Source organism: Streptomyces sp. NPDC028711, assembly GCF_055565415.1.
Genome location: NZ_JBVHUJ010000004.1, coordinates 251,886 through 266,834, shown reverse-complemented (window position 1 = coordinate 266,834; position 14,949 = coordinate 251,886). Strand labels below are relative to the sequence as shown.

General features: G+C 69.2%; 11 protein-coding genes. 9 read left to right on the top strand and 2 right to left on the bottom strand.

All coding sequences use genetic code 11. From position 1 onward, the window contains the following. Position 1: 1 nt before the first annotated feature. The 9 genes from ACZ4VK_RS15670 to ACZ4VK_RS15630 all read left to right on the top strand — a co-directional run bounded on the left by ACZ4VK_RS15670 (position 2) and on the right by ACZ4VK_RS15630 (position 7,303). Positions 2-1,201, top strand: coding sequence for a hypothetical protein (locus ACZ4VK_RS15670; RefSeq protein WP_468352508.1), 1,200 nt, complete (start codon positions 2-4; stop codon positions 1,199-1,201). Positions 1,202-1,250: 49 nt separating this feature from the next. Then, a complete protein-coding gene (locus tag ACZ4VK_RS15665; protein WP_468352506.1) occupies positions 1,251-2,441 on the top strand; it encodes a hypothetical protein in 1,191 nt (396 codons plus the stop codon). Between the two features lie 30 nt (positions 2,442-2,471). Then, a complete protein-coding gene (locus tag ACZ4VK_RS15660; RefSeq protein WP_468352504.1) occupies positions 2,472-3,608 on the top strand; it encodes a hypothetical protein in 1,137 nt (378 codons plus the stop codon). A gap of 10 nt (positions 3,609-3,618) precedes the next feature. Further along, positions 3,619-4,719 carry a hypothetical protein gene (locus tag ACZ4VK_RS15655; RefSeq protein ID WP_468352502.1) on the top strand — a complete coding sequence of 367 codons (1,101 nt, stop codon included), beginning with the start codon at positions 3,619-3,621 and terminating at the stop codon, positions 4,717-4,719. Continuing rightward, on the top strand, positions 4,719-5,342 hold the full coding sequence (locus ACZ4VK_RS15650; RefSeq protein WP_468352500.1) for a hypothetical protein: 624 nt from the start codon (positions 4,719-4,721) through the stop codon (positions 5,340-5,342). The genes ACZ4VK_RS15655 and ACZ4VK_RS15650 overlap by 1 nt, the downstream gene beginning before the upstream one ends. 29 nt (positions 5,343-5,371) lie before the next feature. Beyond that, the gene (locus tag ACZ4VK_RS15645) at positions 5,372-5,803 is read left to right on the top strand and encodes an ATP-binding protein (protein ID WP_468352498.1); all 432 of its coding nucleotides are present in this window, start codon (positions 5,372-5,374) and stop codon (positions 5,801-5,803) included. 68 nt (positions 5,804-5,871) lie between these two features. Continuing rightward, the gene (locus ACZ4VK_RS15640; protein ID WP_468352496.1) at positions 5,872-6,789 is read left to right on the top strand and encodes a peptidoglycan-binding protein; all 918 of its coding nucleotides are present in this window, start codon (positions 5,872-5,874) and stop codon (positions 6,787-6,789) included. Positions 6,790-6,813: 24 nt separating this feature from the next. Next, complete coding sequence (locus ACZ4VK_RS15635; RefSeq protein ID WP_468352494.1) at positions 6,814-7,053, top strand: hypothetical protein; 240 nt, start codon at positions 6,814-6,816, stop codon at positions 7,051-7,053. Beyond that, positions 7,040-7,303: a hypothetical protein gene (locus ACZ4VK_RS15630; RefSeq protein WP_389680906.1), complete on the top strand. Its 264-nt coding sequence runs from the start codon at positions 7,040-7,042 to the stop codon at positions 7,301-7,303. Before ACZ4VK_RS15635 ends, ACZ4VK_RS15630 begins: the two co-directional genes overlap by 14 nt. A gap of 76 nt (positions 7,304-7,379) precedes the next feature. Here ACZ4VK_RS15630 and ACZ4VK_RS15625 read toward each other — a convergent pair whose 3' ends face one another. Further along, the gene (locus ACZ4VK_RS15625) at positions 7,380-11,279 is read right to left on the bottom strand and encodes a DNA-directed RNA polymerase subunit beta' (RefSeq protein ID WP_468352493.1); all 3,900 of its coding nucleotides are present in this window, start codon (positions 11,277-11,279) and stop codon (positions 7,380-7,382) included. 107 nt (positions 11,280-11,386) lie between these two features. Further along, complete coding sequence (rpoB, locus tag ACZ4VK_RS15620) at positions 11,387-14,869, bottom strand: DNA-directed RNA polymerase subunit beta (RefSeq protein WP_384108007.1); 3,483 nt, start codon at positions 14,867-14,869, stop codon at positions 11,387-11,389. Between the last annotated feature and the right edge of the window lie 80 nt (positions 14,870-14,949).

The following is a 14,949-nucleotide window of genomic DNA, read 5'->3' as shown; positions in this document are numbered from 1 at the left end:
CATGACGGTACGAGCCGCCTGGCTCCAGCCCACCGGCCAGACCCGGGAGGACACCCGCCTCGCCCTGGCGGCCCTGCTCACCCCCAGCGGTCAGAGCCCCGAAGAGACCCCGCTGCGCTCCCGGCCGGGCATCCTGCCGGGCGGATTCGCCCTGACCGCGGCCGGCGCCATGCAGTGCACGATCGGCACCGGGCGCGCGATCGTCCAGGGCGTGGACACCCGCCAGGGCGCCTATCTGGTCAGCGCCGTCTCGCCGCAGACGCTCACCGTCGACGACGGTGACCCGCAGTACGGCCGGATCGACCTGATCGAACTGGCCGTCCTCGACGACGACTACGACAAGACGGGAGCCACCGACGCCGTCGTCCGCCTGGTCAAGGGCGTGCCGGCGGCCGTCCCCGTCGCCCCGGCGAGCGGGCCGGGCAGCACCCTGCCGCTCTACACGGTCAGCGTCCCGAAGGGCACGTCGGCGGGCACCGGCGGCATCGCCTGGACCACCACCGGCGTCGCCACCCAGCACTGGCCGGTGGTGGCGCTCGGCGGCATCACTCCCACGAGCGGTTTCAAGGGCGCGTACGTCGGCCAGTACCGCGACGCGAGCGGCATGCTCCAGCGCTGGGACGGCACCACATGGGTCTCGTACCCCAAGGCGCTCGGCGGCATCGCCCCCGGCTCCCAGGTGTCCACCGGCAGCTACGCCGGCCAGTACCGGGACAACGCCGGCGTCCTCCAGCGCTGGGACGGCTCGGCCTGGCAGTACGTCGAGGGCAGGACGACCATCCTGTTCAGCGCCTCGCAGGCGCTGTCGGCCCAGCAGCAGAGCATCCCGCCCAACAGCTGGACGGTGATCAACCTGCCGACCGTCGTCGTGGACGAGGCCACCGGCTGGAACGGCACCCACACCTACGTCGTTCCGCGCACCGGCTGGTGGCGGGTCTCGGCGCAGACCGTCTGGGCCAACGACGCCCAGACCGGCATGCGGGGCGCCCGCGTCCTGGTCAACGGCTCCGGCGTCATCCACACCACCTGGCTCGCGCCCGCGGGCAACGGCGCCGTCTCCGTCGGCGGGCAGGGCCTGATCAGGCTCACAGCTGGCAACCAGCTCCAGCTGGCCGGCCTCCAGAGCCACACCGCGGCCGTGAAGACCCTCGGCGGCTCGGGCTACGCCTGCAGCCTCACCGCCGAATGGATCAAGTCCTGACCTCCCCCGTTCCCGAGTCCTCCCCGACTCCTCCCCGAATGGAGACCCCATGAACCTGCGCAGCAGCTGGGCCGCCGAGACCGGCCAGACCCGCGAGGACACCCGCCTCACCCAGACCGGCGCGACCACCCCGCTCAACACCGTCCAGGTCCGCTCCGGCATCCTGCCCGGCTCGTACGACGGGCAGTACCGGCTCTCCGGCCTGTGGATGGACAACGCCTCGGCCATGACGGCCACCGTCCACGAGGGCCGCGCCGTCATCCAGGGCTCGATCTCCCAGGGCGCGTACCCCGTCACCCTTCCCGTCCCGCAGCAGATCACCTTCGCGGCGGGCGACGCCCAGTACAACCGCGTCGACCTGGTCGTCGCGAGGGTCTACGACAACCTGTACGACTCGTCGAACCGCAACGAGGCGGAGATCGAGATCATCCAGGGCGTCCCGGGACCGACCCCGCAGGCCCCGGCCGCCCCTCCGCTCAGCCTGCCCCTGTGGCAGGTGCTGGTCCCGGCCGGCGCCAGCGCTGGCAACGGCGGCATCCCGTGGGCCAGTGCCCTCACCGACCTGCGCACCCCGGTCGTCTCCCTCGGCGGCATCCTGCCCGTCGAGGGCCAGGCCGCGCAGGGCACGTACCCCGGCCAGTACCAGGACACCCCGGCCGGTGAGCTGCAGCGCTGGGACGGCGGGAAGTGGGTCTCGTACCCGGCGGGCATCGGCGGTGTCGTCCCGGCCTCCGTCTCCCTCACCCAGGGCGGCTACACCGGCCAGTACCGCGACACGGCGGGCGGCCAGCTCCAGCGGTGGAACGGTTCCGCCTGGGCCCCGGCCGTGCCGGGCCCGTACTTCGTCGACAACGGCGACTACGGCGACACCACCTCGGGCACCTACACCTCGACGCTCGCGGCCCGCGCCACGAACCCGCTGACGGTCAACTTCCTCGCCCCGCCGTCGAAGGCCGTCGTCGTCAGCTTCGGCTGCCGCATGAAGTCGCGCGACGACCACTACGCGTACATGGCGCTCCGGCTCACCCAGGGCGCCACGGTCGTCAACGACCTCGACGACGAGTACGCGACGATCGCCGCCAGCAGCACCCTGATCTCGGCCTCCACCACCCGCCGGCTGTCCAACCTGACGCCGGGCGCGACCTACACGCTGACGGCCTACTTCAAGATCCTCGCCAACACCCTCGGTCTCAAGGCCGGGTTCGACAACACGTTCATCCGCGTCGACCCGCTGCCGTAGTCACCCGGCTCCACCCCGACAGGAGATCCCATGCCCGTACGCTCCAGCTGGCTGCTGCCCGAGGGACAGACCCGCCAGAACACCCGCGTCACCACCGTCGGCGCCACCACCCCCGCCAACCCGCTCGCCTCCCGGTCCGGCATCCTGCCCGGCACGTACGACGGCACGGGCCAGGTCGGCGGCCTCTGGGTGAAGGGCACCGGCCCGATGACGGCCACCGTCCACCACGGCAGGGCCGTCATCCAGGGCGGTACGACGGACGGCGCCTACCCGGTCGCCCTCGACGAGGACCTCACCATCGCCTTCGGTGACGGCGACCCGCTCCACCCGCGCCTCGACCTCGTCGTCCTGCGCGTGTACGACAACGAGGTCGACTCCCGCGGGAAGTACGAGGCGGCCGTCGAGATCGTCCGGGGCGCACCGGCCGCCGTGCCGGTGGCGCCCGCCCCGCCCCCGCTGTCGATCCCGCTCTGCTCGGTCAGGGTGAAGTCCGGGGCGTCCGCGGGAACCGGCGGTGTCGGCTGGGCCGACAACATCCTGACCGACCTGCGCACCACCCTCGTCGCCGTGGGCGGCATCCTGCCCGTCCACAACAACGCGGCGGTCGCGGGCTCCTACCCGGGGCAGTACCAGGACAACGACACCTCGCACCACCTCCAGCGCTGGAACGGCACCGGCTGGATCGCCTACCCCCGGGAGATCGGCGGCATCGCCCCCAGCGGGACGGTGTCCACGGGCAGTTACACCGGGCAGTTCCGTGAGACGAACGGTGTCCTCCAGCGCTGGAACGGCAGCTCCTGGGCCGTCTACCAGCCGCCGGTCGAGGTGGAGACCACCGGCTCCGGAGTGACCGCGCTGACCGGCTGGACGGTGGTGAGTTTCGAGGCCCGCCGAACCCGTGGCATCTGCAACATGACCGTCACCGTCACCCGCAACGGCGCCGACATCACCGCCAACAGCGCCGGCAACATCCCCGACGAGCCGTTGTGCGTCCTGCCCACGGGCTGGCGCCCGGCCCTCAGCACCGAGGCTCCGGCCTGCGACGGATTCGGCTTCGGCGGGGCCAACGTCCGCAACGACGGCCGGATCGACCTGCGGGCCTGGGTGTCCAACGGCGCCCTCGTCGCCGGCCGCAACGTACGCGTCTCCGCCACCTACGTCCTCTGAGGAGCCCGCGATGGCACTCGACACGCCCTACCGGGCGATCTTCTGTGATCTGACCAGCGATCAGACCATCGACATCCTGCCTCTGCGGGACGTCCAGTTCGACGACTACATCGGCAAGGCCGGCTCGCTCTCCGGCACCATCCCCATCCCCGACAAGGCCATCGCCGACCGGGTCAAGAAGGTCCGCGAGGGCCGCACCACCGTCTATCTGGAGCGCGGCGGCGACCTGTGGTGGGGCGGCATCGTGTGGACCACCACCCTGCAGTCCAGCGGCCGGGGCGTGCTGACCCTCTCCCTCCAGGCCGCCACCTTCGACTCGTACGCGGCCCGCCGGCGCATCCGTACCAAGATCGAGTACACCCAGCCGACCGACCAGCTGGAGATCGCCCGGGGCCTGTGGAAGGAGCTCACCAAGGGCGACAGCGCCTTCACGGTCAGCTATGGCGAGGAGACCTCCGACACCCTGCGCACCGCCTCCTGGCGGAACGGCGACGAGACCGTCTACCTGGAGGCGCTGGACCAGCTGGCCGCCCTGAAGGACGGCTTCGAGCACCAGATCATGGTCTACCGGGACCCGGTCAGCGGCGAGCGCGTCCGGCAGCTCCGGCTCGGTGCGCCCCAGATCCGTACCGGCGCCACCGACCTGCTCTTCGACCGGCCGGGCGCGATCCTCTCCTACTCCTTCCCCTGGGACGCGACCCGCGGCGGCACCACCGCCGTCGCCCGCGGCGCGTCCACCAACAGCAACGCCGCCGCCGAGTCCCGGCCGCTCGTCTCCACCCAGCAGTTCGCCACGGATCTGCTCGCCGACGGCTGGCCCCTGATCGACCTGTCGTCGGACCACAACGAGATCAGCGACCAGCTCACCCTGGACGCGCTCGCCGCCACGGAACTCGACCAGGCCGGCGGCGCCGTCGTGATCCCGGCGGTCAGCATCCACCTCGGCGGCATCGTGCCGCCCGCCCTCCTGGGCCGCGTCGCCCGCGTCCGCATCAGGGACGAGTGGCACTCCGACGGCCTCGACGCCCGCTACCGCATCATCGGCGTCAAGGTCACTCCCCCCGAACGCGGCCGTCCCGACACCGCCGAGCTCTACCTTGAGGAGGCCTGATGCCGCAGCTGCCCGAGGACATCATCGACCGGCTCAACCAGATGGAACGCCGGATCACCGCCCTCTCCACCGCGGTGAACACCCGCCCGCCGCTCAACGAGATCGCGAACGGCCAGCTCACCGTCAACCGGACCAACGCCGACAAGTCGAAGACCCCCGTCCTCCAGATGGGCGGCAGCTCCCCGGACGCCGTCCGGCCCGTCATCCGGATCTTCGACGGGTACAACCACGAGATCTTCGCCGACGACATCCTCACCGGCGGGCTCGCCCGGCCCTGGCTGCAGATGCTGCCGCCGATGGACCAGAACCAGGCCCGCTGGCCGTCCACCACCAGCACCACGTTCACCATGATCGCCCAGTCCTTCAACCCGGTCTGGCAGCCCAAGCTCCGGCTGACCCTCTACACCAGGGTCTCCGGCGGCACGGGCCAGGTGAAGGTCCTCGTCGACGGCCAGCAGTTCGGCCCCACGGTCACCGCGGGCCAGACCTTCGACCACACCGGCCTGATCCCCGGCGACATGCAGACCAAGTTCGGCAAGCTCATGACCGTCGAGATCCACGCCCTGGCGAGCGGCGGCACGGTCTACGCCCAGCCCGTCCTGATGTACGGCACCCAGACCTGACCGCCTCCGAGGCCGACAAGGAGCACACCATGAACATCGACCCTGCGGAGCCCTGGGGCGTGGCCATCGACTACGCGGGCCGCGCCACCGTCGTCGAACAGGGCCACACGATCGACCTGCGCGTCTACGACAACACCTTCGGCGGCTCCCTCGAGCCGGACCCGATGACCGGCGAGTACCCGTCGGTCTACGTCACCGCCCAGATCAGCGAGACCGGCGCCGCCGACACCGCCCTGCGCGGCTCCGGCATGAGCGTCGTCAGCGGCCGCGACGGGAACCCGGTCGCCCCCGACCCGGTCGCGGTCGAGCGGGCCGTGGCCGCCGCACTCGCCGACTTCGACAGCCGGCGGGACGCGTACGCCGCCCTGTGCGCGGCCTGGACGGAGCGGCCCGCCCCGGAACCGACCCCCGAGCCGACCCCGGAACCGACCCCTGAGCCGGAGCCCGCCCCCGCCCCTTGAGCCCCCGCCCGACCCGCCTGCCCGCCATCCCACCGCCGCGGGCCTTTTTCATGTCCGGAGGACACCAGATGGCCACTCCCCTCTCCGCGGACCGGCTCGTCGCCGCACTCCGCGCCGAAGGCGTCACCGTCGTCGAACACCCCGGCTGGCGCACCCACCACCGCAACCACGCCGGCGCCTGGGGCCCGGTCGCCGGCGTGATGATCCACCACACCGTCAGCACCGGCACCGCCTCCTCCGTGGAGATGTGCTTCAACGGCTACGAGGGCCTCCCCGGACCGCTCTGCCACGGCGTCATCGCCAAGGACGGCACCGTCCACCTCGTCGGCAACGGCCGCGCCAACCACGCCGGCGGCGGTGACCCCTCCGTCCTCCGGGCCGTGGTCTCCGAGACGTACGGAGACCGGCCCCCGGCCCCGCGCGTCCACCAGGGCAGCCCCGGAGCCGTCGACGGCAACTCCCGCTTCTACGGCTTCGAGTGCGTCAACCTCGGCGACGGCCGCGACCCCTGGCCGGCAGCCCAGCTCGACGCCGTCGAACGCGTCTCGGCCGCCCTGTGCCGGGCCCACGGCTGGGGCGCCAGGTCCGTCATCGGCCACCTGGAGTGGTCCGACTGGAAGAGCGACCCCAAGGGCTTCGGCATGCCGGCCCTCCGCGGCCGCGTCCAGACCCGGCTCGGCAAGGCCCCCGCCAGGCCCGCCCCCGGCAGCGGCAAGCCGGCCGCTCCCCGCCTCCAGCCGTTCCCGGGCACCTCGTTCTTCCGCGCGGAGACGAGCTCCCCGGTCATCACGGCCATGGGCCGCCGCCTGGTCGCCGAGGGCTGCTCCGCGTACACCGTCGGCCCCGGCCCCCGCTGGAGCGAGGCCGACCGGCTCAGCTACGCGAAGTGGCAGCGCAAGCTCGGCTTCCGCGGCTCCGACGCCGACGGCATCCCCGGCGCCGCCTCCTGGAGCGCCCTGAAAGTCCCGTACACGCAAGCCCCGTAACCCCGCAGGAAGGCAGACCCTCCGATGTCCGAAGCCGCCAAGCGCACGGCCCGCACCGTCCTCCAGTCCGCCGTCGGCATCGCCGTCGTGCTCCCCGCGATCGTCGACGCCTCCGGCCTCCCCGAGACCCTCCCCTGGGTCGCGGGGGCCCTGGCCGTCGCCGGCGGTCTCACCCGAGTGATGGCCCTCGACGCGGTGCAGCACCTGCTGCCGTCCTGGCTCCGCAGCACCCCGGCCGGGGACGGTGCCGATGACCGAGCCTGATCCGAACGACCCCGTGGCCGTCGCACTCGAACTGGAACGGCTCCGCGGCACCCTGGAGGCCGGCTTCGCCCGCGTCGACGGCGCGCTCGCCCTGCTCGTCCAGCGCAGCGACCAGACCGACCGGCAGCTCGCCGACCACGAGGCCCGCCTGGACGCTCTCGAACGCGCCCGCTGGCCGCTGACCAGCATCCTCGCGCTCGCCGCGAGCGCCGGAGCGCTCGCCGCGGTGTGGGAGCTGGCCGCCAGGTGATCCCGCTTCCGGAAGAGCGAACGCCGAAGGGCGGCCACCCCGTCTCCGGGGTGACCGCCCTTCGGTCTCGCACTACTTACTGGTTGTACGGACCGTAGTCGTAGTCCTCCAGCGGAACGGCCTGGCCGGAGCCCGAGCCGAACGGCGAGTAGTCGATGTCGTCGTAGCCGACGGCCGAGTACATCGCGGCCTTGGCCTCCTCGGTCGGCTCGACCCGGATGTTGCGGTAGCGGGACAGACCCGTACCGGCCGGGATGAGCTTACCGATGATGACGTTCTCCTTGAGGCCGATGAGGCTGTCGGACTTGGCGTTGATCGCCGCGTCCGTCAGCACTCGGGTCGTCTCCTGGAAGGACGCCGCCGACAGCCACGACTCGGTGGCGAGCGAGGCCTTGGTGATACCCATCAGCTGCGGACGGCCGGAGGCGGGGTGACCGCCCTCGGTGACCACACGACGGTTCTCGGTCTCGAACTTCGAGCGCTCGACGAGCTCGCCCGGCAGCAGCTCCGCGTCGCCGGACTCGATGATCGTCACACGGCGCAGCATCTGCCGGATGATGATCTCGATGTGCTTGTCGTGGATCGACACGCCCTGCGAGTTGTAGACCTTCTGGACTTCGGCGACCAGGTGGATCTGGACCGCGCGCTGACCGAGGATCCGCAGCACGTCGTGCGGGTTGGTGGCACCCACGGTGAGCTTCTGGCCCACCTCGACGTGGTCGCCCTCGCCCACGAGCAGACGGGCACGCTTCGAGATCGGGAACGCCGTCTCGTCGGTGCCGTCGTCCGGGGTGACGACGATCTTCTTGGTCTTCTCGGTCTCCTCGATACGGACGCGGCCGGCCGCCTCCGAGATCGGGGCGACACCCTTGGGCTGACGAGCCTCGAAGAGCTCGACGACACGGGGCAGACCCTGGGTGATGTCGTCACCGGCCACACCACCGGTGTGGAAGGTACGCATCGTCAGCTGGGTACCGGGCTCACCGATGGACTGGGCGGCGATGATGCCGACCGCCTCACCGATGTCGACCAGCTTGCCGGTGGCGAGCGAACGGCCGTAGCAGAACGCACAGGTACCGACGGCGGACTCACAGGTCAGGACCGAACGGGTCTTGACCTCCTCGACGCCCGCGTTGAGCAGGGCGTCGATGAGCACGTCACCCAGGTCGACGTTGGCAGGCGCGATGACCTTGCCGTCGACGACGACGTCCTCGGCGAGCATCCGCGCGTACACGGAGGTCTCGACGTCGTCCGTCTTCCGCAGGACGCCGTCGGCGCCGCGCTCGGCGATCCGCAGCTTCAGACCGCGCTCGGTGCCACAGTCCTCCTCGCGGATGATCACGTCCTGCGAGACGTCCACCAGACGACGGGTCAGGTAACCCGAGTCGGCGGTACGCAGGGCGGTGTCCGCCAGACCCTTACGGGCACCGTGCGTGGAGATGAAGTACTCCAGAACGGTGAGGCCCTCACGGAAGGACGCCTTGATGGGACGCGGGATCGTCTCGTTCTTGGCGTTCGACACCAGACCACGCATACCCGCGATCTGGCGCATCTGCATCATGTTTCCTCGGGCACCCGAGTCGACCATCATGAAGATGGGGTTCGTCTTCGGGAAGTTCGCGTTCATCGCCTCGGCAACCTCGTTGGTCGCCTTGGTCCAGATCGCGATGAGCTCCTGAGTGCGCTCTTCCTTCGTGATGAGACCGCGCTCGTACTGCTTCTGGACCTTCTCGTCCTGCTCCTCGTAACCCTTGACGATGGCCTTCTTGGCCTCGGGCACGACGACGTCGGAGATGGCCACGGTGACACCGGAACGGGTCGCCCAGTAGAAGCCCGCCGCCTTCAGGTTGTCGAGCGTCGCCGCCACGATGACCTTGGGGTAGCGCTCGGCGAGGTCGTTGACGATCTCGGAGAGCTGCTTCTTGCCGACGGAGTAGTCGACGAACGGGTAGTCCTCGGGCAGCAGCTCGTTGAAGAGCGCGCGGCCCAGGGACGTCCGCAGGCGGAACGAGTCACCCTGCTGCCACTCCGGCTCGCCCTCCTCCTGGACCGGGGGAACCCAGCCACGGGGAGCGACGGTGCCGACGGGGAAGCGGATGTCGATCTGCGACTGCAGAGCGAGCTCGCCGGCGTCGAACGCCATGATCGCCTCGGCCGTGGAGCCGAACGCGCGGCCCTCGCCCTTGGTGTCACGGAGCTCACCGTCGGTGGTCAGGAAGAACAGACCGAGGACCATGTCCTGGGTCGGCATCGTGACCGGACGGCCGTCGGCGGGCTTCAGGATGTTGTTCGAGGACAGCATCAGGATGCGGGCCTCGGCCTGCGCCTCCGCGGAGAGCGGCAGGTGCACGGCCATCTGGTCACCGTCGAAGTCCGCGTTGAACGCGGTGCAGACGAGCGGGTGGATCTGGATGGCCTTGCCCTCGACCAGCTGGGGCTCGAAGGCCTGGATGCCGAGGCGGTGCAGCGTGGGCGCACGGTTCAGCAGAACCGGGTGCTCGGCGATGACCTCTTCGAGGACGTCGTACACGACCGTGCGGCCGCGCTCGACCATCCGCTTGGCGCTCTTGATGTTCTGCGCGTGGTTCAGGTCGACCAGGCGCTTCATCACGAACGGCTTGAAGAGCTCCAGTGCCATGGCCTTCGGCAGACCGCACTGGTGCAGCTTCAGCTGCGGACCGACGACGATCACGGAACGCGCGGAGTAGTCCACACGCTTGCCGAGCAGGTTCTGACGGAAACGACCCTGCTTGCCCTTGAGCATGTCGCTCAGGGACTTCAGCGGGCGGTTACCGGGACCGGTGACCGGGCGACCGCGGCGGCCGTTGTCGAACAGCGCGTCGACGGCCTCCTGCAGCATCCGCTTCTCGTTGTTCACGATGATCTCGGGGGCACCGAGGTCAAGGAGACGCTTGAGGCGGTTGTTGCGGTTGATCACACGGCGGTACAGGTCGTTCAGGTCGGAGGTCGCGAAGCGGCCACCGTCCAGCTGCACCATCGGACGCAGGTCCGGCGGGATGACCGGCACGCAGTCGAGAACCATGCCCTTGGGGCTGTTCGCGGTCTGCAGGAACGCGGAGACGACCTTGAGGCGCTTGAGCGCACGGGTCTTCTTCTGGCCCTTGCCGGTACGGATGATCTCGCGGAGGCGCTCGGCCTCCTCCTCCAGGTCGAAGGACTCGAGACGCTTCTGCAGAGCGGCCGCGCCCATCGAACCGTCGAAGTACGTGCCGAAGCGGTCACGCAGCTCGCGGTAGAGGAGCTCGTCGCCCTCCAGGTCCTGGACCTTGAGGTTCTTGAAGCGCGACCAGACCTCGTCCAGACGGTCGATCTCGCGCTGCGCACGGTCGCGCAGCTGCTTCATCTCACGCTCGGCGCCCTCGCGCACCTTGCGGCGCACGTCGGCCTTGGCGCCCTCGGCCTCCAGCTCGCCGAGGTCGTTCTCGAGCTTCTTGGCGCGGGCCTCCAGGTCGGAGTCGCGACGGTTCTCGATCTGCTGACGCTCGACGGAGACGTGCGCCTCCAGCGAGGGCAGGTCACGCGTACGACGCTCGTCGTCGACGTACGTGATCATGTACGCCGCGAAGTAGATGACCTTCTCGAGGTCCTTCGGGGCGAGGTCGAGCAGGTAGCCAAGACGCGACGGGACGCCCTTGAAGTACCAGATGTGGGTGACGGGAGCGGCGAGCTCGATGTGGCCCATCCGCTCACGGCGCACCTTCGCGCGGGTGACCTCGACGCCACACCGCTCACAGATGATGCCCTTGAAGCGGACACGCTTGTACTTGCCGCAGTAGCACTCCCAGTCCCGGGTCGGACCGAAGATCTTCTCGCAGAAGAGTCCGTCCTTCTCGGGCTTGAGCGTGCGGTAGTTGATGGTCTCCGGCTTCTTGACCTCGCCGTGGCTCCACTGACGGATGTCGTCAGCGGTGGCCAGACCGATCCGGAGCTCGTCGAAGAAGTTGACGTCGAGCACTATGCGTCAATCCCTCTCAGGGTTGTAAGGCTTGGGGTCTGATACGGGGGTCCTGGGGCCGGCCGGGGACTCGGCGGCGTTACGCCGAGTCCCCGACCGAACTCCCGTCAGACCTCTTCGACGCTGCTCGGCTCGCGCCGGGACAGGTCGATGCCGAGCTCCTCCGCTGCGCGGAAGACGTCCTCGTCGGTGTCGCGCATCTCGATGGACATGCCGTCCGAGGACAGCACCTCCACGTTGAGGCACAGGGACTGCATCTCCTTGATGAGCACCTTGAAGGACTCGGGGATGCCGGGCTCAGGGATGTTCTCGCCCTTGACGATGGCCTCGTAGACCTTCACGCGGCCGGTCACGTCGTCGGACTTGATCGTCAGCAGCTCCTGGAGGGCGTAAGCGGCGCCGTACGCCTCCAGCGCCCACACCTCCATCTCACCGAAGCGCTGGCCACCGAACTGGGCCTTACCACCCAGCGGCTGCTGGGTGATCATCGAGTACGGGCCGGTCGAACGAGCGTGGAGCTTGTCGTCGACCAGGTGGTGCAGCTTGAGGATGTACATGTAGCCGACCGAGACCGGGTCGGGGAACGGCTCGCCGGAGCGGCCGTCGAACAGCCTCGCCTTACCGGTCGGGAGCACCATGCGCTCGCCGTCGCGGTTCGGGATGGTGTGGTTCAGCAGACCCGCGAGCTCGTCCTCACGCGCACCGTCGAAGACGGGGGTGGCGACGTTGGTGCCCGGGGCGACCTGGTCGGCGCCGATCGCCTGGAGGCGCTGCGCCCACTCGTCCGCGAGGCCGGAGACGTCCCAGCCACGGCTGGCGAGCCAGCCGAGGTGGATCTCCAGGACCTGTCCCGGGTTCATTCGGGACGGGACACCCAGCGGGTTGAGGATGATGTCGACCGGGGTGCCGTCCTCGAGGAACGGCATGTCCTCGATCGGGAGGATCTTCGAGATGACGCCCTTGTTGCCGTGACGGCCGGCGAGCTTGTCACCATCGGTGATCTTGCGCTTCTGGGCGACGTAGACGCGGACCAGCTGGTTCACGCCCGGGGGAAGCTCGTCGCCCTCCTCGCGGTCGAAGACGCGGACGCCGATGATCTTGCCGATCTCGCCGTGCGGCACCTTCAGCGAGGTGTCACGGACCTCACGGGCCTTCTCACCGAAGATCGCGCGGAGCAGGCGCTCCTCCGGCGTCAGCTCGGTCTCACCCTTGGGCGTGACCTTGCCGACGAGGATGTCGCCGGCGACGACCTCGGCACCGATGCGGATGATGCCGCGCTCGTCGAGGTCGGCGAGGACCTCCTCGGAGACGTTCGGGATGTCCCGGGTGATCTCCTCCGGGCCGAGCTTGGTGTCACGGGCGTCGACCTCGTGCTCCTCGATGTGGATCGAGGAGAGGACGTCGTCCTGCACGAGGCGCTGCGACAGGATGATCGCGTCCTCGTAGTTGTGACCCTCCCACGGCATGAACGCCACGAGCAGGTTCTTGCCGAGCGCCATCTCGCCGTCTTCGGTGGCGGGACCGTCGGCGAGGACCTGGCCCTCGATGACGCGGTCGCCCTCGTCCACGACGACCTTCTGGTTCACAGAGGTGCCCTGGTTGGAGCGGGAGAACTTGTGCAGGCGGTACGTGATGTACGTGCCGTCGTCGTTGGCGACCGTGATGTAGTCGGCCGACAGCTCCTGGACGACACCGTCCTTCTCGGCCTTGAGCACGTCACCGGCGTCGGTGGCGCAGCGGTACTCCATGCCGGTGCCGACGAGCGGGGCCTCCGACTTAATCAGCGGCACCGCCTGACGCATCATGTTCGCGCCCATGAGGGCACGGTTGGCGTCGTCGTGCTCGAGGAACGGGATCATGGCGGTCGCGACCGACACCATCTGGCGCGGCGAGACGTCCATGTAGTCGACCTCGGACGGGAGGACGTAGTCGACCTCGCCGCCACGCTTGCGCACCAGGACGCGGTTCTCGGTGAGCCGCATGTCGTCGTTGAGCGCGGCGTTGGCCTGCGCGATGACGAAGCGGTCCTCCTCGTCGGCGGTGACGTAGTCGACCTCGTCGGTGACCTGGCCGTCGATGACCTTGCGGTACGGCGTCTCGATGAAGCCGAACGCGTTGACGCGGCCGTACGAGGCGAGCGAACCGATCAGACCGATGTTCGGGCCTTCCGGGGTCTCGATCGGGCACATGCGTCCGTAGTGGGACGGGTGCACGTCTCGGACCTCGAAGCCGGCCCGCTCACGGGACAGACCACCAGGGCCCAGCGCCGAGAGACGACGCTTGTGCGTCAGACCCGACAGCGGGTTGTTCTGGTCCATGAACTGGGACAGCTGGCTGGTGCCGAAGAACTCCTTGATGGAGGCGACGACCGGCCGGATGTTGATCAGGGTCTGCGGCGTGATCGCCTCGACGTCCTGGGTGGTCATGCGCTCCCGCACGACGCGCTCCATACGAGCCAGACCCGTGCGGACCTGGTTCTGGATGAGCTCGCCGACGTTGCGCAGACGACGGTTGCCGAAGTGGTCGATGTCGTCGGTCTCGACGACGATCTCGTTGCCGTTCTCGCCGATCGTCTCGGTCTCGCCCGCGTGGAGCTTGACCAGGTACTTGATCGTGGCGATGACGTCATCGGTCGTGAGCACGCCGGCGTCCAGCGGCTCGTCCGCGCCGAGCTTCTTGTTCACCTTGTAGCGGCCGACCTTGGCGAGGTCGTAGCGCTTCGGGTTGAAGTAGAGGTTCTCGAGCAGCGTCTGAGCGGCCTCACGGGTCGGCGGCTCGCCCGGACGCAGCTTGCGGTAGATGTCGAGCAGCGCGTCGTCCTGGCCCTGGGTGTGGTCCTTCTCCAGGGTGGCGCGCATGGACTCGTACTCGCCGAACTCCTGGAGGATCTGCTCGGTGGTCCAGCCGAGAGCCTTGAGGAGGACGGTGACGGACTGCTTGCGCTTGCGGTCGATGCGGACACCGACCAGGTCGCGCTTGTCGATCTCCATCTCCAGCCAGGCACCCCGGGACGGGATGATCTTGGCGGAGAAGATGTCCTTGTCGGACGTCTTGTCGATGGAGGAGTCGAAGTAGACACCCGGCGAACGGACCAGCTGCGACACCACGACACGCTCGGTGCCGTTGATGACGAAGGTGCCCTTGTTCGTCATGAGCGGGAAATCGCCCATGAAGACCGTCTGGGACTTGATCTCGCCGGTCTCGTTGTTGGTGAACTCGGCGGTGACGAAGAGCGGGGCGCCGTACGTGAAGTCACGGTCCTTGCACTCGTCGATCGAGTTCTTCGGCGGCTCGAAGCGGTGGTCGCGGAAGGTCAGCGACATCGACCCGGAGAAGTCCTCGATCGGCGAGATCTCCTCGAAGATCTCTTCCAGGCCGGACTTCGTGGGGACGTCCTGTCCCGACTCAAGGGCAGCCTCGACGCGAGCCTTCCAGGCGGCGTTGCCGAGCAGCCAGTCAAAGCTCTCGGTCTGCAGCGCGAGGAGGTTCGGAACCTCGAGGGGCTCCTTGATCTTTGCAAAGGAGATGCGCAGCGGGGCGGTGCTTGCGCCGTTGTTCGTATTGGTCGAGGCGTTGCGCGAGGCGGCCAAGAGGGGGTCCTTCCGAGGGCTCGGACTCACTACGCGCGTACCGGTCCCCAGCAGAGCTTCACGGCAGACTTTTCCTGACA

Coding starts and splice junctions, on each gene's coding strand:
- ACZ4VK_RS15645 (WP_468352498.1), top strand. CDS start 5,372: ATGAACATCGACCCTGCGGAGCCCTGGGGCGTGGCCATCGACTACGCG.
- ACZ4VK_RS15660 (WP_468352504.1), top strand. CDS start 2,472: ATGCCCGTACGCTCCAGCTGGCTGCTGCCCGAGGGACAGACCCGCCAG.
- ACZ4VK_RS15655 (WP_468352502.1), top strand. CDS start 3,619: ATGGCACTCGACACGCCCTACCGGGCGATCTTCTGTGATCTGACCAGC.
- ACZ4VK_RS15635 (WP_468352494.1), top strand. CDS start 6,814: ATGTCCGAAGCCGCCAAGCGCACGGCCCGCACCGTCCTCCAGTCCGCC.
- ACZ4VK_RS15670 (WP_468352508.1), top strand. CDS start 2: ATGACGGTACGAGCCGCCTGGCTCCAGCCCACCGGCCAGACCCGGGAG.
- ACZ4VK_RS15640 (WP_468352496.1), top strand. CDS start 5,872: ATGGCCACTCCCCTCTCCGCGGACCGGCTCGTCGCCGCACTCCGCGCC.
- ACZ4VK_RS15630 (WP_389680906.1), top strand. CDS start 7,040: ATGACCGAGCCTGATCCGAACGACCCCGTGGCCGTCGCACTCGAACTG.
- ACZ4VK_RS15665 (WP_468352506.1), top strand. CDS start 1,251: ATGAACCTGCGCAGCAGCTGGGCCGCCGAGACCGGCCAGACCCGCGAG.
- ACZ4VK_RS15650 (WP_468352500.1), top strand. CDS start 4,719: ATGCCGCAGCTGCCCGAGGACATCATCGACCGGCTCAACCAGATGGAA.